The organism is Mycobacterium sp. Marseille-P9652 (genome assembly GCF_902652685.1).
Lineage (GTDB): Bacteria > Actinomycetota > Actinomycetes > Mycobacteriales > Mycobacteriaceae > Mycobacterium.
On sequence record NZ_CACRUY010000008.1, the window covers coordinates 123886 to 142886 of the forward strand.

General features: G+C 69.2%; 16 protein-coding genes. 15 read left to right on the top strand and 1 reads right to left on the bottom strand.

What is annotated here, in order from left to right:
- Positions 1-257: 257 nt before the first annotated feature.
- Together eccB and eccCa are read left to right on the top strand one after the other, a co-directional pair.
- Complete coding sequence (gene eccB / locus GPY60_RS07335; protein ID WP_156686970.1) at positions 258-1775, top strand: type VII secretion protein EccB; 1518 nt, start codon at positions 258-260, stop codon at positions 1773-1775.
- On the top strand, positions 1772-5935 hold the full coding sequence (gene eccCa / locus GPY60_RS07340; protein ID WP_156686971.1) for a type VII secretion protein EccCa: 4164 nt from the start codon (positions 1772-1774) through the stop codon (positions 5933-5935). The genes eccB and eccCa overlap by 4 nt, the downstream gene beginning before the upstream one ends.
- Before the next feature lie 32 nt (positions 5936-5967).
- Here eccCa and GPY60_RS07345 read toward each other — a convergent pair whose 3' ends face one another.
- Complete coding sequence (locus GPY60_RS07345) at positions 5968-7143, bottom strand: cytochrome P450 (RefSeq protein ID WP_156686972.1); 1176 nt, start codon at positions 7141-7143, stop codon at positions 5968-5970.
- Between the two features lie 223 nt (positions 7144-7366).
- Between GPY60_RS07345 and GPY60_RS07350 the strand changes: the two genes are divergently transcribed.
- The 13 genes from GPY60_RS07350 to GPY60_RS07410 all read left to right on the top strand — a co-directional run.
- A complete protein-coding gene (locus tag GPY60_RS07350) occupies positions 7367-7561 on the top strand; it encodes a ferredoxin (RefSeq protein ID WP_156686973.1) in 195 nt (64 codons plus the stop codon).
- A gap of 527 nt (positions 7562-8088) precedes the next feature.
- Positions 8089-9342, top strand: a complete 1254-nt coding sequence (locus GPY60_RS07355; protein ID WP_156686974.1) for a PPE family protein — start codon at positions 8089-8091, stop codon at positions 9340-9342.
- A gap of 194 nt (positions 9343-9536) precedes the next feature.
- Positions 9537-9836 (top strand): PE family protein, encoded by a 300-nt coding sequence (locus GPY60_RS07360; RefSeq protein ID WP_156686975.1) that lies wholly within the window; start codon positions 9537-9539, stop codon positions 9834-9836.
- Positions 9837-9847: 11 nt separating this feature from the next.
- Positions 9848-11080: a PPE family protein gene (locus tag GPY60_RS07365; RefSeq protein WP_156686976.1), complete on the top strand. Its 1233-nt coding sequence runs from the start codon at positions 9848-9850 to the stop codon at positions 11078-11080.
- Between the two features lie 454 nt (positions 11081-11534).
- On the top strand, positions 11535-12779 hold the full coding sequence (locus GPY60_RS07370; RefSeq protein ID WP_156686977.1) for a PPE family protein: 1245 nt from the start codon (positions 11535-11537) through the stop codon (positions 12777-12779).
- A gap of 145 nt (positions 12780-12924) precedes the next feature.
- Positions 12925-13224, top strand: coding sequence for a PE family protein (locus tag GPY60_RS07375; protein ID WP_156686978.1), 300 nt, complete (start codon positions 12925-12927; stop codon positions 13222-13224).
- 17 nt (positions 13225-13241) lie between these two features.
- On the top strand, positions 13242-14465 hold the full coding sequence (locus GPY60_RS07380) for a PPE family protein (RefSeq protein ID WP_156687001.1): 1224 nt from the start codon (positions 13242-13244) through the stop codon (positions 14463-14465).
- A 306-nt stretch (positions 14466-14771) separates the two neighbouring features.
- Positions 14772-15071 (top strand): PE family protein, encoded by a 300-nt coding sequence (locus GPY60_RS07385; protein ID WP_156686979.1) that lies wholly within the window; start codon positions 14772-14774, stop codon positions 15069-15071.
- Positions 15072-15178: 107 nt separating this feature from the next.
- Entirely contained in the window at positions 15179-15475 is a 297-nt protein-coding gene (locus GPY60_RS07390) for a WXG100 family type VII secretion target (RefSeq protein ID WP_067929734.1), read from the top strand.
- A gap of 48 nt (positions 15476-15523) precedes the next feature.
- Positions 15524-15808 (top strand): WXG100 family type VII secretion target, encoded by a 285-nt coding sequence (locus tag GPY60_RS07395; RefSeq protein WP_156686980.1) that lies wholly within the window; start codon positions 15524-15526, stop codon positions 15806-15808.
- 87 nt (positions 15809-15895) lie between these two features.
- Entirely contained in the window at positions 15896-16801 is a 906-nt protein-coding gene (locus tag GPY60_RS07400; protein WP_156686981.1) for an ESX secretion-associated protein EspG, read from the top strand.
- 208 nt (positions 16802-17009) lie between these two features.
- Entirely contained in the window at positions 17010-18521 is a 1512-nt protein-coding gene (gene eccD / locus GPY60_RS07405) for a type VII secretion integral membrane protein EccD (RefSeq protein ID WP_156686982.1), read from the top strand.
- Positions 18499-19001 (top strand): S8 family serine peptidase (locus tag GPY60_RS07410; RefSeq protein ID WP_370462664.1); only part of this gene is annotated, 503 nt, incomplete at its 3' end. The genes eccD and GPY60_RS07410, both read left to right, overlap by 23 nt.

Genomic DNA, 19001 nt, shown 5'->3' on the forward strand with positions numbered 1-19001 from the left:
TTCGCTCGGGGGGTCAGTGGGGCACACGGAATGTGCAGGTGAGCGGTACACACCGCCGCTGCCGCCATCGACCTGCCCGTCGAGGAGAAAAGCTTCGGAATCGGCCGGCACGAGATGTAATAGAGGACGGAAACGGCGCCGCGTGGCGAGGTCCACACGGGTGCCTTACCGTTGTCACGGTTGTGGAAACAATGCGCACTGGACTGATCCACGAAGGCTTTATCCAGGCGTTCTAGCAGACCGGATGGTGAAATAACGTGGCGGAAGAGAGTCGCGGACAGCGCGGGTCGGGGTACGGCCTCGGGCTGTCGACGCGGACACAGGTTACGGGCTACCAGTTCCTGGCCCGCCGGACCGCGATGGCGCTCACCCGGTGGCGAGTGCGCATGGAGATCGAGCCGGGCCGGCGGCAGACGCTCGCCGTGGTGGCGTCGGTGTCCGCGGCGCTCGTGATCTGCCTGGGAGCGTTGCTCTACTCCTTCATCAGCCCGTCCGGCCAGATCAACGAGTCGCCCATCATCGCCGACAAGGACTCCGGTGCCCTCTACGTGCGCGTGGGCGACAAGCTGTACCCCGCGCTCAACCTGGCGTCGGCGCGGCTGATCACCGGCCGCCCGGACAACCCGCACCCGGTGCGGTCCAGCCAGATCGCGAGCATGCCGCACGGGCCTCTGGTCGGCATCCCGGGCGCCCCCAATGCCTTCGCCCCCAAGAGCCCGTCCACCTCGTCCTGGCTGGTGTGCGACACCGTGGCCGGCTCGACCGGAGCGGGTGCGCCGTCCGGCGTCACCGTCACCGTCATCGACGGCAGCCCCGACCTGTCGAACCACCGCCGGGTGCTGAACGGGTCGGACGCCGTGGTGCTCAACTACAACGGCGACGCCTGGGTGATCCGGCAGGGACGCCGGTCGCGCATCGATGCCACGAACCGGTCGGTGCTGCTGCCCCTGGGCCTCACCCCGGAGCAGGTGAGCATGGCCAAGCCGATGAGCCGCGCGCTGTTCGACGCGCTGCCGGTGGGGCCCGAGCTGACGGTTCCCGAGGTGCAGAACGCGGGCGCCCCGGCGACGTTCCAGGGCGCCCCGGGCCCGATCGGCACGGTGATCGTCACGCCGCAGATCAGTGGGCCGCAACAGTATTCGCTCGTGCTCGCCGACGGCGTGCAGACGCTGCCGCCCCTGGTGGCCCAGATCCTGCAGAACTCCGGCCCGGGCAACACCAAGCCGGTGACCGTGGAGCCGGCCGCGCTGGCGAAGATGCCGGTGGTCAACAAGCTGGACCTGTCCTCTTACCCGGACACCCCGCTGAACGTCATGGACATCCGCGAGAACCCGGCGACGTGCTGGTGGTGGGAGAAGACGTCCGGTGAGAACCGCGCCCGCATCCAGGTCGTGTCCGGGCCGAGCCTCCCGATCGAGCAGAAGAACATGGGCAAGGTGGTGTCGCTGGTGAAGGCCGACACCACCGGCCGCGAGGCCGACCAGGTCTACTTCGCTTCCGACCACGCCAACTTCGTGGCCGTCACCGGCAACGACCCCGGCTCCAAGACCACCGAATCGATGTGGTGGCTGACCGATGCCGGGGCCCGGTTCGGCGTGGACGACACCCGCGAGGTGCGCGAGGCGCTCGGCCTCAAGGGCCAGCCGAGCCTGGCGCCCTGGGTGGCGCTGCGGCTCCTGCCGCAAGGTCCGACCCTGTCGCGCGCCGACGCGCTGGTGGAGCACGACACCCTACCCATGGACATGTCCCCGGCAGAATTGGCGGTACCCCGATGAAACGTGGATTCGCAAGGCCGACACCGGAGAAGCCTCCGGTCATCAAGCCGGAGAACATCGTCCTCCCGACGCCGCTGAGCATCCCGCCGCCGGAGGGCAAGCCGTGGTGGCTGATCGTGGTCGGTGTCGTGGTGATCGGCCTGCTGGGCGGCATGGTCGCGATGGTCTTCGCCAGTGGGTCACACGTGTTCGGCGGCGCCGGCGCGATCTTCCCGATCTTCATGGTCGGCGGGATGATGATGATGATGTTCGGCGGCCGGTTCGGCGGCCAGCAGCAGATGAGCCGGCCCAAGCTGGACGCGATGCGCGCCCAGTTCATGCTGATGCTGGACATGCTGCGCGAGACCGCGCACGAGTCGGCCGACAGCATGGACGCCAACTACCGGTGGTTCCACCCGGCGCCGACCACGCTGACGGCCGCGGTGGGCTCCCCGCGGATGTGGGAGCGCAAGCCCGACGGCAAGGACCTCAACTTCGGTGTGGTCCGCGTGGGCGTGGGCATGACCCGTCCCGAGGTGACCTGGGGTGAGCCCCAGAACATGCCGACCGACATCGAGCTGGAGCCGGTGACCGGTAAGGCACTGCAGGAGTTCGGCCGCTACCAGAGCGTCGTCTACAACCTGCCCAAGATGATCTCGATTATGGTCGAGCCGTGGTACTCGCTGGTGGGGGACCGCGAGCAGGTGCTGTCGCTGATGCGCGCGATCATCTGCCAGCTGGCGTTCTCGCACGGGCCCGACCACGTGCAGATGATCGTGGTGAGCTCGGACCTCGACGAGTGGGACTGGGTGAAGTGGATTCCCCACTTCGGTGACCCCCGGCGCCAGGACGCGGCCGGCAACGCGCGCATGGTGTACGCCTCGGTGCGCGAGTTCGCCGCCGAGCAGGCGGAATTGTTCGCCGGCCGTGGGTCTTTCACGCCCCGGCACGCCAGTTCGTCGGCCCAGACCCCGACGCCGCACACGGTGATCATCGCCGACGTCACCGACCCGCAGTGGGAGTACGTGATCAGCGCCGAGGGCATCGACGGCGTCACGTTCTTCGACCTGACCGGCGCGTCCATGTGGTCGTCGGTGCCGGAGCGCACCCTCCGGTTCAACGAGCGCGGCGTGATCGAGGCGCTGCCCCGCGACCGCGACACCTGGATGGTGATCGACGAGCAGCCGTGGTTCTTCGCCCTCACCGACCATCTGACCGGCGCCGAGGCCGAGGAGTTCGCGCAGAAGCTGGCGCGCTGGCGGCTCGCCGAGGCCTACGAGGAGATCGGTCAGCGGGTCGCGCACATCGGCGCCCGCGACATCATGGCCTACTACGGCATCGACGACCCGGCCGACATCGACTTCAATGAGCTGTGGGGCAAGCGGACCGATGCCCTGGGCCGGTCGCGGCTGCGGGCGCCGTTCGGCAACCGCTCCGACAACGGCGAGCTGCTGTTCCTGGACATGAAGTCCCTGGACGAGGGCGGCGACGGCCCCCACGGCGTCATGTCCGGAACCACCGGTTCCGGTAAGTCGACCCTGGTGCGGACCGTGATCGAGTCGCTGATGCTCGGCCACCCGCCGGAGGAGCTGCAGTTCGTGCTCGCCGACCTCAAGGGTGGGTCGGCCGTCAAGCCGTTCGCCGGCGTGCCGCACGTCTCCCGCATCATCACCGACCTGGAAGAGGACCAGGCGCTGATGGAGCGCTTCCTGGACGCGCTGTGGGGCGAGATCGCCCGCCGCAAGGCCATCTGCGACAGCGCCGGCGTCGACGACGCCAAGGAGTACAACTCCGTGCGCCTGCGGATGCGAGCCCGCGGCCAGGACATGCCGCCGCTGCCGATGCTCGTCGTCGTCATCGACGAGTTCTACGAGTGGTTCCGCATCATGCCCACGGCGGTCGACGTGCTCGACTCGATCGGCCGTCAGGGCCGCGCCTACTGGATCCACCTGATGATGGCGTCGCAGACGATCGAGAGCCGCGCCGAAAAGCTCATGGAGAACATGGGTTACCGGCTGGTCCTGAAGGCGCGCACCGCCGGTGCCGCGCAGGCGGCCGGCGTGCCGAACGCGGTGAACCTGCCGGCGCAGGCCGGTCTGGGGTACTTCCGGAAGAGCCTCGAGGACATCATCCGGTTCCAGGCCGAGTTCCTGTGGCGGGACTACATCCCGCGCGGCCTCACCCTCGACGGCGACGACGGTCCGGCGCTGGTGCACAGCATCGACTACGTGCGCCCGCAGCTGTTCACCAACTCATTCACCCCGCTCGACATCACCGTCGGCGGACCCGACATCGAGGCCGTCACCGCCCACTCCAACGGTGAGCTGCTTGAGGCAGAGGCCGAAGACGAAGAAGAGGGCGGCATCCGCGTGCCGAAGGTCGGCACGGTGATCATCGACCAGCTGCGCAAGATCGACTTCGAGCCGTACCGCTTGTGGCAGCCGCCGCTGAACCAGCCGGTCGCGATCGACGAGTTGGTCAACCGCTTCCTCGGCCACCCGTGGCAGCAGGACTACGGCACCGCCCGCGACCTGGTGTTCCCGATCGGCCTCATCGACCGGCCGTTCAAGCACGACCAGCCGCCGTGGACGGTCGACACCTCGGGCCCGGGCTCCAACGTGTTGATCCTGGGCGCCGGCGGGTCGGGCAAGACCACGGCGCTGCAGACGCTGATCTGCTCGGCCGCGCTGACGCACACCCCCGAGCAGGTGCAGTTCTACTGCCTCGGCTACAGCAGCACCGCGCTGACGACGGTGGCCCGCCTGCCGCACGTCGGCGAGGTGGCCGGCCCCACCGACCCATACGGGGTGCGGCGCACGGTGGCCGAGTTGCTGGCGCTGGTGCGCGAACGCAAGCGAACCTTCCTCGAGTACGGGATCGCCTCGATGGAGGTGTTCCGGCGCCGCAAGTTCGCGGGCGAGCCCGGCCCGGTGCCCAACGACGGGTTCGGCGACGTGTACCTGGTCGTCGACAACTACCGCGCGCTGGCCGAGGAGAACGAGGTCCTGATCGAACAGGTCAACGTGATCATCAACCAGGGCCCGTCGTTCGGTGTGCACGTGGTCGTCACCGCGGACCGCGAGTCGGAACTGCGGCCGCCGGTGCGAAGCGGCTTCGGATCCCGCGTCGAGCTGCGGCTGGCCGCGGTCGAGGACGCGAAGCTGGTGCGGTCGCGGTTCGCCAAGGAGGTTCCGGTCAAGCCGGGCCGCGGCATGGTCGCGGTCAACTACGTCCGCCTCGACGCCGACCCGCAGGCGGGCCTGCACACGCTGATCGCCCGCCCCGCGCTGGCCACCACCCCGGACAACGTCTTCTCCTCCGACAGCATCGTCGACGCGGTCAGCAGGCTCACCAGCGCCCAGGCGCCGCCGGTGCGCCGGCTGCCGGCCATCTTCGGCGTGCAGCAGGTGCGCGAGCTCGCCGCGCGGGACACCCGCCAGGGTGTCGGCGCGGGCGGAATCGCCTGGGCGATCTCGGAATTGGACCTGGCGCCGGTGTACCTCAACTTCGCGGAGAACTCGCACCTGATGGTGACGGGCCGCCGCGAGTGCGGGCGCACCACGACGCTGGCGACGATCATGTCGGAGATCGGCCGGCTCTACGCGCCGGGCGCCACCAGCGCGCCGCCGCCACCGGCCGGGCGACCCTCGGCACAGGTGTGGCTGGTCGACCCGCGTCGTCAACTGCTGACGGTGTTGGGTTCCGAATATGTCGAGAAGTTCGCCTACAACCTCGACGGCGTCAACGCCATGATGACGGACCTGGCTGCCGTCCTGGCCGGCCGCGAGCCGCCGCCCGGATTGTCGGCGGAGGAGTTGCTGTCGCGGTCGTGGTGGAGCGGTCCGGAGATCTTCCTGATCGTCGACGACATCCAGCAGCTTCCGACGGGTTTCGACTCGCCGCTGCACAAGGCCGCGCCCTGGGTCAACCGGGCGGCGGACGTCGGTCTGCACGTGCTCGTCACCCGCACCTTCGGCGGATGGTCGTCGGCGGGCAGCGACCCGATGCTGCGGGCGCTGGCGCAGGCGAACTCGCCGCTGCTGGTGATGGACGCCGACCCCGACGAGGGCTTCATCCGCGGCAAGATGAAGGGTGGACCGCTACCCCGAGGCCGCGGCCTGCTCATGGCCGAGGACACCGGCGTGTTCGTCCAGGTGGCGGCGACCGAACTCCGCAAGTAAGGGACGGCTGCCGCTGCGTTGGGGTTGGGAGATCAGCCCCAGCGCAGTGGTAACTCCCTGAGGGCGAAGGTCTTCGACGGGAAGTTGATTTCCGGGGAGTAATCCGCGGGCAAGTCGAAGTCCGGGATCTGTCGCAGCCACTCGCCGACGACCACAACCAGCTCGATGCGCGCGAGGTGCGAACCCAGGCAGCGGTGCGGTCCGCCGCCAAAACCCCAGTGCCGGTGCACCTTCCCGTCCATGACGATGTCGTCGGTGGACACGGTGTCACTGCCGTCGCGGTTCACCGCCGCCGTGCACAGCCGCACCGGCGTCCCCGGGGGCAGCGTCATGCCGCCGATGTTGACGAAATCGGTGGTCACCCGCGGCGCCACCGGCGCGGACGGCTCCAGCCGGACGATCTCCTCGATGAAAACCCTTATCTGCCTGGGGTTGTCGCGCAGCTTGTCGCGCAGCTCGGGCCGGCGCGCCAGTTCGAAGAGGGAGAATCCGATGGCCGCGGTCACCGTGTCGAGGCCGGCGAGGATCAGCAGGTGGCTCATGCCGAGCAGTTCAGCATCGGTGAAGTCGCCGTCGCTGGTCATCACCTTGGACAGCATGTCGGTGCCCGGGTTCTGCCGGCGCTGCGCGATCACGTCGGCGAGATAGGCCAGCAGCGCCTCGCCCTTCTCGATGTCCTCCGGGGAGAGGAAGGGCTTGTCGGCGATGACGGCGTCTTTCCAGGCGATCAGACGGTCCCGGTCCTCGATCGGCAGACCGTAGAGGTCGAGGAACACCTGGAAGGGGTACAGCCGCGCCAAATCGGCCATAACCTCGCATTCACCCCGGGCCGCGATAGCGGCGATCATCTCGGCGGCGTGCCGCTCCAGCACGGGACGAGACTTGCTCAATCCGAGCGGACTGAAGAACGGCTGCAGGATCTTGCGGTAGCGCGTGTGCTCCGGTGGGTCGAAAGCCAGCGGCACCACCGGCAGCGGGTAACCGGGCGGCTGCAGCGCCAGGCGCGACGAGAAGACCTTCGGGTTGCGCAGCGCGGCCAGCACGTCCTCGCGCCGCGTGATGTAGTAGTGGCCGTTCATGAACACCACCGGGCCGGCGTCACGCAAGGTCTTCCAGCCGACGCCCCGGTCCTCGGTCATCGGCAGCTTGAAGTAGTCGAGCCGGGGCAGGTGAAAAGCGCCCGGCTGGCTTTCGCCGAGAGTGCTCATGATGCGCTCTGATCTCCGCCTGCTCGTGGAAGTTCGCCGGTGCCGGCAACGCCGTGCACGGCTCGCTGTTACCGCCCTCTGGTGGCACATCAATATCGCATGTACGGCAACGGGTCACCAATCCGGCCGAATGGGCAACGTCGGACGCCACTCGTTCGGCCTTGACGCGCGATCGTCTTCTAGACTCCATCGATTGATGTTCCGCGCCGACAAAGGAAGCCGCGTGAGGGTTCGTCTCGACAAGTCCCGATGTGTGGGCCATGCCCAGTGCTACGCCGTCGACCCCAGGCTCTTCCCGATCGACGAATCCGGCTACTCGATCCTCGAGGAGCACGAGGTGCGGCCCGAGGACGAGCAGGTGACCCGCGACGGTGTGGCCTCGTGCCCCGAGATGGCGCTGACCCTCGACGAGGATTAGAGAACGGCCGGAAGCGGACCCGACGCGCCGCGACCGACTCGCTCCCGTGCGCCAAATGCGAACGGCACGTGAACATTCGGTTGTTCCAGATGAACGCCGGTTGGCCGGGATTGAACAATCGTTGGCGCCGAGTGAACAGTTGGCATCGCGGGTCGGCGCACCCGTCGGGAGCAGTTAATCTCGTTTGCGAGCGGCAGTTCAGTGCAAAAGCGGGCTGTCGCTCGGTTGCTGACAGCGGGGGTGATTGGGGCAGATAGTGCATGTCGATCCTGATCAGAAGTCCGGGAATGCCGGTGGCACACCACCGATCCGGACGCGACGGACGGATGCGCCACCGGCTCCCGGCCACCTTTGCAACTGGGTTTGCTGGTCGAAGGATCCAACTCAGGTAGGCGGTGTCTGATGGGTCAACGAAGCCCGAGGCCGGCGACGCATGACAAGGCCGTGACGGCGGCCGACTTGAGTTCTTAAAGTTCTTATATGAGAGCCGAGATCGTTATCGATCACGGCCGACTGAGGAGGACACGGTGTTCGACTTCGGAGCGTTACCGCCCGAAATCAATTCCGGTCGGATGTACGCGGGCCCGGGGGCTGAGTCGATCATGGTTGCCGCCACGGCGTGGGACGCGCTGGCGGCGGAACTGTCGACCGCGGCGAGTGGTTACAACTCGGTGATCACCGAGCTGACCAGCGCCCCCTGGGTGGGGCCCTCGTCGACCGCGATGGTCTCGGCCGTCGTGCCCTACGTCAGCTGGCTCAGCTCGGCGGCCGGCCTGGCCGAGGAAAGCGCAAGTCAGGCGCGGGCGGCCGCGGGCGCGTTCGAGGCCGCGTTCGCGATGACCGTGCCGCCGCCGGTGATCGCGGCCAACCGGGTGCTGCTGATGACGCTGGTGGCGACGAACTTCTTCGGGCAGAACACCCCCGCGATCATGGCGACCGAGGCCCAGTACATGGAGATGTGGGCCCAAGACGCCGCGGCCATGTACGGCTACGCCGCCTCGTCGGCCGCCGCCACACAGCTGACCCCCTACCAGTCGCCGCAGAACACGACCACCCCCGAGGGCGTGGCGAACCAGGGCCTCGCGGTGGCCCAGGCCACCGCCCAGCCGGCCGGCAACACCGGGCAGACGGCGGCGGCGACCACTAGCAACCTCACCCAGGCCGCCGGGATACCCGACATCCTGCAAGCACTGTCGAACTACACCGCCACCAACTGGCCGTTCACCATGATCCAGAACCAGATCCAGGCCTTCCTCACCTACGGGCTGCCCACCCCGACCAACAACTGGTTCGGGATCACCACGGGCATGTACGACACGATCCGGCGCTTTGCGCAGGCCTACTTCGGCGTCGGCCTCGCGAACTTCGGCTGGTCGATCGGCCAGCAGTTGACGTTCGGCCAGGGCACGACGGTCGGCGCGGCCGACGGCCCGTTCCCGACGCCGCAGTTCGCCGGCCTGCACCTGGGCGCCGTCAGCGGCGTCAGCGCCGTGAGTGGCGGCAACCCCGGCGGCGGAGCCCTGCTGGCCAGCGCCGGTAGCGCCGGCAAGGTCGGCGCTCTGTCCGTGCCGACCAGCTGGACCAACTCGGCGACCGAGGCCACGCTCGTCAGCGCGGTGTCCGAGGAGGCCCCGGCGGCGGGCGCGGGCGGGCCCGGCAGCAACACCCTGTTGCGCGGGATGCCGATGGCAGGCACCGCGCGGCGCAGCGCGGGCTACGGCTACACCAACAAGTACGGGTTCAAGCACAGCGTGCTGACACGACCGCCGTCGGCCGGGTGACCACGATGTCCGTTCGAGCCAGGCCGCACAGGGCCGCAAATGAACACCAGTTGTCCACCAGTGAACAGTTGGCGCTAAGGAGGCGCGACGCGACGCGATCCGATTAGTCTCACTAGCAAGCCATGCCTGCAGTGAAATTCGAGCAGCAAACATTCTTTCAAGGTCACCGAGCCTGAGGTTGAGGAGGGATTTTCATGTCGTTTGTGACTACGCAGCCCGAAGCGTTGGCGGCTGCGGCGGGCACGTTGCAGGGCATCGGCTCGGCGCTGAGCGCCCAGAACGCCGCGGCGGCTGCCCCGACGACGGGTGTAGTGCCCGCGGCCGCCGACGAGGTGTCGGCGCTGACCGCGGCTCAGTTCGCCGCGCACGCGCAGATGTACCAGGCCGTCAGCGCCCAGGCTGACGCCATCCACCAGATGTTCGTCAACACCCTGGGCGTCAGCTCTGGGTCGTACGCGGCGACCGAGGCGGCCAACGCGGCCGCGGCCGGCTAGGGGGTCAGAACATGACTATCGATCTAGGCGCACTGCCGCCGGAGGTCTCCTCCGCGATGATCTACGCGGGCCCGGGTTCCGGGTCGCTGACGACCGCGGCAGCGGCGTGGAACGGCCTGGCCGCCGAGCTCAACGCGGCCGCACTGGGCTACGACCAGGTCATCACCTCGCTCGCGGGCGAGGAGTGGCTGGGGCCCGCCTCCGGCGCCATGGCGGCGGCGGCGCAGCCGTACGTGGACTGGATGACGACCACCGCCGGGATTGCGGAACAGACCGCCGGCCAGCACATGTCGGCCGCGGCGGCCTACGAGACCGTGCTCGCCTCCGTCGTCCCGCCGCCCCTGATCGCCCTGAACCGCGCCGAGCTGGCGCAGGCACAAGCGACGAACATCCTGGGCCAGAACAACGGCATCATCGCGCAGCTCGAGGCGCAGTACGCCCAGTTCTGGGCGCAGAACGCGTCGGCGCTGTACAGCTACGCCGGCCAGTCCGCGGCGGCGACGAAGGTGACGCCCGTCCAGAACGCGCCGAACATCGTGAACCCGTCGGGAACCACCACCCAGGCGGCCGCGGTCACGGCGGCGCAGGCCACTCCGGCCGCGACGATCCAGGACTTCCTGACCCAGGTCCAGCAGCAGCTGGGCGCCCTGGCGGGACCGTTCGCCAACGTGGGCGCGACGCAATCCGCGGTCACTGGGATCACGAACACCAACCCGCTGCTGACGGAGGCGTGGTTCCTGATCAGCGGCCAGACCGTATTGCCGAGCAACTTCGGCACGATGATCAACGGCTACGCGCCCTACGCCAGCCTCTTCTACAACACCGAGGGTCTGCCCTACTTCAGCGTCGGTATGGGCAACTTCGGTGTCCAGATGGCCAAGACGCTGGGCATGATCGGCGGTGCGGCCCCGGCCGCCGCCGCGGCCGTGCCGAAGGCGCTGCCCGGCCTGGGCGGTCTCCTCGGCGGCGGTGCGGCCGGCGCGGCGGCCCACCTCGGCAGCGCCACCTCGATCGGCAAGCTGTCGGTGCCGGCCACCTGGGCCAGCGCCGTCGGCCCCGGCACGATCGGGCATGCGCCGCAGCTGGTCAGCACCGTGAGCGCCGCCCCGGAGGCGGCTGGCGGAACCGGAAACCTGCTGGGCGGCATGCCGCTGGCGGGCATGGGCACCGGGACCTCCGGTGCCGCCGGCCCCCGTTACGGCTTCAAGCCGACCGTCATGGCCCGGCCGCCGCTGGGCGGGTAGCCACTCGTTTCACCACCGATGCTCCGGGCGTCCCACCGTCGCCCGGAGCAGCGGTGTTTTCCTGGCAGATGACCGACCCGCTCGCGGGTCTGGACGGGCTCCGGACCGGCTTTAGCCGCGGCCGGATTTTTTTGCCTCCCGGGCGGTTTGGCACCGCCGCCCACGGCCCGGGACGCCGCTGCCCGCGCCGCCCAAAATCGGGTCGGCGCGCCAATTCATGACGCGTTTCCCCAGATAGAAGCCCTTTCCGGGCGAGAGCCCTCCCCGCGGGGCGCCGCTCGCCCTCTGCTCCGATCGTGCGGCCGCGCGGCGGCCGTCGCAGGCCCGTCGGGCGCATCGCCGGGCCTCGGCCGGCGCCGGCCCGGCTTAGCCTCGCAAGCGAGCGGGTCAGGGTCGGCAGTCATAACAGCTTGCGGGGAATCACATGTCAATCGAGTCCGGCGGTTCGTAGGCCATGGACTTTGGTGCGTTGCCGCCCGAGATCAACTCGGGCCGGATGTACGCGGGCCCGGGCTCGGGGTCGATGATGGCGGCCGCTTCGGCGTGGGACGGCCTGGCCGCCGAGTTGGCTACGACGGCGGCGGGCTATTCGTCGGTGGTCTCCGAGCTGACCGGCTCGCCGTGGTTGGGCCCGGCGTCGCGGTCGATGCTCGCCGCGGCCACGCCGTACATTTCCTGGCTGAACGCGGCGGCCGGGCTGGCCGAGGAGGCCGGCAGCCAGGCGCGCGCCGCGGCCGCCGCCTTCGAGGCCGCGTTCGCCATGACGGTGCCGCCCCCGGTGATCGCGGCCAACCGGGTGCTGCTCATGACGCTGATCGCCACCAATTTCTTCGGCCAGAACACCCCCGCGATCGCGGCCACCGAGGCGCAGTACGCCGAGATGTGGGCGCAGGACGCCGCCGCGATGTACGGCTACGCGGGCGCGTCGGCGACCGCCACCCAACTCACCCCGTTCGCCGAACCGGCGCAGACCACCGACCAGGGCGGGCTGGCCGCCCAGGCGGCCGCCGTCACCCAGGCCCTGTCCACTCCGGCCGGCACCGGCGTGTCCCAGGCGGCCGCCGCGACCCCCGGGGCGGGCCTGATTCCGGACTCCTTGTCACCCACGTCGGTATTCGCGTCGATAAACCAACTGTTGCAACAGCTTTCGTCGGGCGCCCTCGCGTCGCCGCTGAATCCGTACACCTGGCCGCTGGTGCAGCAGTTCACCGACCTCAACGTGGCGAACCGGACCGCGCTCTCGCGCACCACCGTCGGTCTCGCCTACTTCTCGGTCGGCATGGCCAGCTTCTTCGCGTCGATCCAACAGCAGCTGACCTTCGGCGCCGGAACGACCGCCGGTGCGCAGGGCGCCTGGTACGCGACACCGCAGTTCGCCGGCCTGCACCTGGGGGCCATCAGCGGCGTCAACGCCGTCAGCGGGCACACCGGGGGAGCGGTGCTGGCCAGCGCGGGCGGCGCCGGCAAGGTCGGGGGCCTGTCGGTGCCGTCGAACTGGGCCGGCGCGCCGGGTGCCGGCGAGCAGGCCGCCACCCAGGCGGTGACCGCCGATTACGTCACCGGCGAGCAGGCCGGAACCAGCGGGCTGCTGCGCGGCATCCCGATGGGCAGTGGCGGCCGGCGCGCAGCCGCCTTCGGCTCCTCGCGCGAATACGGCTTCAAGCGAAGCGTCCTCGTCCGTCCCCCGTCGGCCGGGTGATGCGCATGCCGATCGCGAATCATCCAGCGCGCCAGCAGATTTCATCTCCCGTGCGGCGCCGTTCCATCCAACCGGCCGCCGGCCCATCGCCTGCGCCGGTCGAGGGCGCGTTACCCGTTTCATTCCGAGGACAGGAGTGAGCAGCATGGCATTCGTGACCACCCAGCCCGAGTCCCTCACCGCGGCGGCGGGCGCTCTGCAGGGCATCGGTTCGTCGTTGGCCGCGCAGAGCGCCGCGGCGGCCGGCCCCACGACGGGAGTGGTACCGGCCGCAGCCGACGAGGTGTCGGCGCTGACGGCCGCGCAATTCGCCGCGCACGCCCAGCTGTACCAGGCGGTCAGCTCCCAGGCCGCGGCCATCCACGAACTGTTCGTCAACACCCTGGGCATCAGCTCGGGGTCCTACGCGGCGACGGAGGCGGCCAACGCGGCCGCGGCCGGTTAAGGAGTCAGGACATGGCAATCGACTTTGGTGCGTTTCCGCCGGAAGTGAACTCGGCACGCCTGTACGCGGGCGTGGGCTCGACCCCGCTGGTGGCGGCGGCCTCGGCGTGGAATTCGCTTGCGGCCGAGCTCAGTTCGGCCGCGATCGACTACGACAAGGTGGTGACCCAGCTGGCCGGCGAGGAATGGCTTGGGCCCGCCTCGGCGTCCGCGGCGGCAGCGCTGCAGCCGTACGTCGAATGGGTGGGTGCGACCGCCGCGCTCGCCGAGCAGGCGTCCACGCAGGCCAGCGCGGCCGCGGCCGCCTACGAGGCGGCGTTCGCGTCGATCGTGCCGCCCCCGCTGATCGCCGCCAACCGCGCCGAGCTCGCGCAGGCGGTGGCGACCAACGTGCTGGGGCAGAACACCGGGATCATTGCCCAACTCGAGGCGCAGTATGGCGAGTTCTGGGCCCAGGACGCCGCGACGATGTACAGCTACGCCGGGAACTCGGCGTCGGCGTCCGCCGTCACCCCGTTCGCCGCGCCGCCGCAGGTCGCCAACCCGGCGGCCGCGGCCACCCAGGGGGCCGCGGTCGCCGCGGCGACAGGCCCGACGGTCAGCTCGATCCAGAACCAGATCAACAGCACGATCAGCCAGATCACCGCGCAGCTGTTCAACCTGGCGGCGCCGTTCGCCTCGCCGTTGCAGACCGAATACAACTACCTGTCGTCGGCGTCGGGACCGCTGTCGTGGCTGTGGCAGGGCCTGTTCGGGACGCCGGCTTTCCCGGGCCAAAGCCTGTCCCAATTCATGACCGCCTACCAGCCCTACGCCGGCGTCTTCTACAACACCGAGGGTCTGCCGTACTTCAGCATCGGCCTGAGCAACTCCTTGACCCAGACCGCGAAGACCCTCGGCGCGATCGGCGGGGCGGCCCCGGCTGCGGCCGCCGCCGTTCCCAAGTCCCTGCCCGCGCTGGGGGGTCTGCTCGGCAGCGGCGCCCCGCCGGTGGCGGCGCACCTGGGCAGCGCGACCTCCATCGGGAAGTTGTCGGTGCCGGCCTCGTGGTCCGCGCCGGTACAGGCGATCAACCACGCGTCCGCGATACCGGTCAGCAACGTCCGGGAGGCCCCCGACGCGGCCCCCGGCAACCTGCTCGGCGGAATGCCCCTGGCGGGCGTGGGCACCGGGGCATCCGGCTCGGGGCCCCGGTACGGGTTCAAACCCACGGTCATGGCCCGCCCGCCCGCGGCCGGATAGCCCGTCGCCGTGTGAAGATCACGCATTTGCTCCACGGGTTTGGCTTCCCAATGCGGTGCGCGCCCTATACCCTGGTCAGGAACCATGTGACGGGTGGGCCCGCACGGGCCGGCTGACGATTTGCTGTGATTGTGTTTTGACGTCAGCGGGCGGGGTCCGCCGCTGTTACTGTGTCGTTACCAAAAATGAATTCGCCGTGCCGTTCAGTGAACAATTGCGAACAGGCGGCTTCGGAAAGGTCTTCCGGCGGCGCGCGTCAACTACTCTCTTCGCAGGGAGTGGGGGAATCAACTTAGGAGGAATCCAATGTCGTTTGTGACGACACAGCCCGAGGCACTGGCCGCGGCGGCCGGCACCCTGCAGGGCATCGGCTCGGGCCTGAGCGCCCAGAACGCCGCCGCGGCGGCCCCGACCACGGGCGTCGTGCCCGCGGCGGCCGACGAGGTGTCGGCGCTGACCGCGGCCCAGTTCGCCGCGCACGCGCAGATGTACCAGGCCGTCAGCGCCCAGGCTGACGCCATTCACCAGATGTTCGTCAACACCCTGGGCGTCAGCGCCGGTTCCTACGCCGCCACCGAGGCGTCCAACGCCGCCGCCGCCGGCTGACCGGGGAAGCTCACTCAGGAATCCGGTCCGTCGGTAGTGACGTGAACCGGCACCACAGTCTTTTTGACGGCAAACAACCATTAATCACGCAGTAAGGAGTCAGCCACATGGCAACACGTTTTATGACCGACCCGCACGAGATGCGGGCGATGGCGGGCCGCTTCGAGGTCCACGCCCAGACCGTTGAGGACGAGGCCCGCAAGATGTGGGCGTCGTCGATGAACATCGCCGGTGCCGGCTGGAGCGGCCAGGCCCAGGCGACCTCCTACGACACGATGGGGCAGGTCAACCAGGCCTTCCGCAACATCGTCAACATGCTGCACGGGGTGCGCGACGGCCTGATCCGCGACGCCAACAACTACGAGCAGCAAGAGCAGGCTTCGCAGCAGATCCTCGGCAGCTAGTCGCCGGCCAACTTTCCCAGACATTCAAACTTTGAGAGGACGTAAACCATGACGATTAACTACCAGTTCGGCGACGTCGACGCCCACGGCGCGACGATTCGCGCCCAGGCCGCCTCGTTGGAGGCCGAGCACCAGGCCATCGTTCGCGATGTGCTGGCTGCCGGTGACTTCTGGGGTGGCGCCGGTTCGGTGGCTTGCCAGGAGTTCATCACCCAGCTGGGTCGCAACTTCCAGGTGATCTACGAGCAGGCCAACGCCCACGGCCAGAAGGTGCAGACGGCAGGCAACAACATGTCGAGCACCGACAGCGCCGTCGGCTCCAGCTGGGCCTAACTTCCCACTTCAGGCGCGGCAGCACACCACCCATCCGGTGTGCTGCCGCGTCCTGCGGTTTCCGTGCAATTCGACCTCGAGGTATTGATGGACCAACAGAGCACTCGCACCGACATCACCGTCAACGTCGACGGTTTCTGGATGCTCCAGGCGCTACTGGACATCCGGCACGTCGCCCCGGAGTTGCGGTGCCGGCCCTACGTGTCGACCGACTCCAGCGACTGGCTCAACGAGCACCCCGGCATGGCGGTGATGCGTGAACAGGGCATCGTCGACGCCAACAACGAGGTGCACGAGCAGGTCGCCGCGCGCATGCGAGTGCTCGCCGCACCCGACCTCGAGGTGGTCGCGCTGCTGTCCCGGGGCAAGCTGCTCTACGGCGTGGTCGAGGACGAGAACCAGCCGCCCGGATCCCGCGACATCCCCGACAACGAGTTCCGCGTGGTGCTCGCCCGCCGCGGCCAGCACTGGGTGTCCGCGGTGCGGGTGGGCAGCGACATCACGGTCGACGACGTCGCGATCGCCGACAGCGCCTCGATCGCGGCCCTGGTGATGGACGGCCTCGAGTCGATCCACCACGCCGAGCCGGCGGCGATCAACGCCGTCAACGTGCCTCTGGAGGAAATGCTGGAGGCGACGAAGGACTGGCAGGAGTCCGGATTCAATGTCTTCTCCGGCGGTGACCTGCGGCGCATGGGCATCAGCGCCGCCACGGTGGCCGCCCTGGGCCAGGCGCTGTCGGACCCCGCGGCCGAGGTCGCGGTCTACGCGCGCCAGTACCGCGACGACGCGAAGGGCCCCAGCGCCTCGGTGCTCTCCCTCAAGGACGGTTCCGGTGGCCGCATCGCGCTGTACCAGCAGGCGCGAACCGCCGGATCCGGCGAGGCGTGGCTGGCAATCTGCCCCGCGACTCCGCAACTCGTCCAGGTGGGCGTCAAAACGGTTCTGGACACGCTGCCCTACGGCGAATGGAAATCGCACCGCAGGGTGTGAATTTCCGATGCGAAACACAATGTTTACCAATGGTTTTGCGCTTAGCAGGCGGCCGAGATGCGAACACGGCATACTTCTCTAGAATCATCAGCAAATCCCAGACAAGTGTCACCACGACTCATGACCGCAAGGCGAGGCAGATGAAATCCGAAATGCTCGGGCTGGTGGCACGCAATCACACAAACACCATGGCAGGGGGTGCACGGCGATGACCGCGGTAGTTGAAGCGCCACAGCCTGACGTTGAGGGACTGTCTCAGCCTCGGGCGGTAGTGGTCGGCATCATGGCCGGCGAGGGAGTGCAGATCGGGGTGCTGCTCGACGCCAATGCCCCGGTCTCGGTGATGACCGACCCCCTGCTGAAGGTCGTGAACAGCCGGCTGCGCGAGCTCGGTGAGACCCCGCTGGAGGCCACGGGCCGCGGCCGATGGGCCCTGTGCCTCGTCGACGGCACCCCGCTGCGCTCCACCCAGTCGCTGACCGAACAGGACGTCTACGACGGCGACCGGCTGTGGATCCGGTTCATCGGAGACACCGAGCACCGGTCTCAGGTCATCGAGCACATCTCCACCGCGGTGGCCGCGAACCTCAGCAAACGCTTCGCCGCGATCGACCCCGGCATCGCCCTCCAGGTGGGCGCGACGATGGTCGCGGTCGGCGTCACGGCGGCGTCCGGCCTGCTGGGCTGGTGGCGCTGGCACCACAACTCGTGGCTGCCCACCGTCTACGCCGCGGTGATCGCCGCGGTCATGCTCGGCGTCTCGTTGCTGCTGCTGATGCGCGCCACCACGGACCGGGATCGCCTCGTCGGCGACACCATGCTGCTCAGCGGCCTCGCGCCGCTCACGGTGTCCGCGGCCTCCGCGCCGCCCGGGGGAGTGGGCGCGCCGCACGCGGTACTAGGATTCGGCGTCCTCACCATCGCCGCGATGCTGGCCCTGCGCTTCACCGGGCGCCGGCTGGGCCTGTACACCGCGATCGTGACCATCACCCTGGTGACCGCGATCGCCGCGCTGGTGCGCATGGTCGCCAACTCCAGCGCCGTGACGCTGTTCACCAGCGTCGTGTTGCTGTGCGTGCTCGTCTACCACGGCGCTCCCGCGCTCTCGCGCAGGTTGGCCGGCATCCGCCTGCCCGTCTTCCCGTCGGCCACCAGCCGGTGGGTCTTCGAGGCCCGGCCCGACCTGCCCACCACGGTGGTGCGCTCCGAGGGTGGTCCGCCGGTGCTCGAGGGGCCGGCGTCGGTTCGCGACGTCCTGCTGCAGGCCGAGCGCGCGCGTTCGTTCCTGAGCGGTCTGCTCATCGGTTTGGGCACGCTGATGGTCGTCTCGCTGACCGCGCTGGCCGACCCGCACACCGGGCAACGCTGGCTGCCGCTGCTGCTGGCCGGCTTCTGCGCCGGGTTCCTCATGCTGCGCGGGCGTTCGTACGTGGACCGCTGGCAGGCGATCACGCTGGCCGTGAGCTCTGTGCTGATCGTCGCGGGTGTGGTGGTGCGGTACGCGCTGGTGCTGCAGTCGCCGCTCGCGGTGTCGGTCAGCGTCGCGATCTTGGTGCTGCTGCCGGCGGCGGGCGTGGCGGCCGCGGCCGTGGTGCCGAACACCGTCTACAGCCCGCTCTTCCGCAAGTTCGTGGAGTGGATCGAGTACCTCTGCCTCATGCCGATCTTCCCGCTGGCATTGTGGTTGATGAACGTTTATGCAGCCATCCGATACCGCTAGTCGCACGGCGTGGCGTGGTCGCGCATCCCGCGTGACCATCGCCGCGCTGTTGCTTGCGTCGGGAGCACTGGCCGGCCTGCCGCCGGCCTACGCGATCTCGCCCCCGACGATCGATCCGGCCGCGGTGCCGCCGGACGGTCCGCCCGGGCCGCCGGCGCCCATGAAGCAGAACTCGTACTGCACCGAGGTCGGTGTCCTGCCGGGCACCGACTTCCGGTTGCCGCCGAAGTACATGGAGATGCTGAACCTCCAGGAGGCCTGGCAGTTCGGCCGCGGCGCCGGACAGAAGGTCGCCGTCATCGACACCGGCGTGACGCCGCACCCGCGGTTCCCGCACCTGCTTCCCGGCGGCGACTACATCATGGGCGGCGACGGCCTGTCGGACTGTGACGCCCACGGCACGATCGTCGCGTCGATGATCGGCGCGGCCCCGGCCAACGGCCCCCCCCCCCCGCCCGCCGCACCGCGCAAACCCGTCAC

What these genes read in the sequence shown, in the direction of transcription:
- eccCa (WP_156686971.1), top strand. Translation starts at nt 1,772, where the DNA reads ATGAAACGTGGATTCGCAAGGCCGACACCGGAGAAGCCTCCGGTCATC.
- GPY60_RS07345 (WP_156686972.1), bottom strand. Translation starts at nt 7,143, where the DNA reads ATGAGCACTCTCGGCGAAAGCCAGCCGGGCGCTTTTCACCTGCCCCGG.
- GPY60_RS07360 (WP_156686975.1), top strand. Translation starts at nt 9,537, where the DNA reads ATGTCGTTTGTGACTACGCAGCCCGAAGCGTTGGCGGCTGCGGCGGGC.
- GPY60_RS07365 (WP_156686976.1), top strand. Translation starts at nt 9,848, where the DNA reads ATGACTATCGATCTAGGCGCACTGCCGCCGGAGGTCTCCTCCGCGATG.
- GPY60_RS07370 (WP_156686977.1), top strand. Translation starts at nt 11,535, where the DNA reads ATGGACTTTGGTGCGTTGCCGCCCGAGATCAACTCGGGCCGGATGTAC.
- GPY60_RS07375 (WP_156686978.1), top strand. Translation starts at nt 12,925, where the DNA reads ATGGCATTCGTGACCACCCAGCCCGAGTCCCTCACCGCGGCGGCGGGC.
- GPY60_RS07385 (WP_156686979.1), top strand. Translation starts at nt 14,772, where the DNA reads ATGTCGTTTGTGACGACACAGCCCGAGGCACTGGCCGCGGCGGCCGGC.
- GPY60_RS07390 (WP_067929734.1), top strand. Translation starts at nt 15,179, where the DNA reads ATGGCAACACGTTTTATGACCGACCCGCACGAGATGCGGGCGATGGCG.
- GPY60_RS07395 (WP_156686980.1), top strand. Translation starts at nt 15,524, where the DNA reads ATGACGATTAACTACCAGTTCGGCGACGTCGACGCCCACGGCGCGACG.
- GPY60_RS07400 (WP_156686981.1), top strand. Translation starts at nt 15,896, where the DNA reads ATGGACCAACAGAGCACTCGCACCGACATCACCGTCAACGTCGACGGT.
- eccD (WP_156686982.1), top strand. Translation starts at nt 17,010, where the DNA reads ATGACCGCGGTAGTTGAAGCGCCACAGCCTGACGTTGAGGGACTGTCT.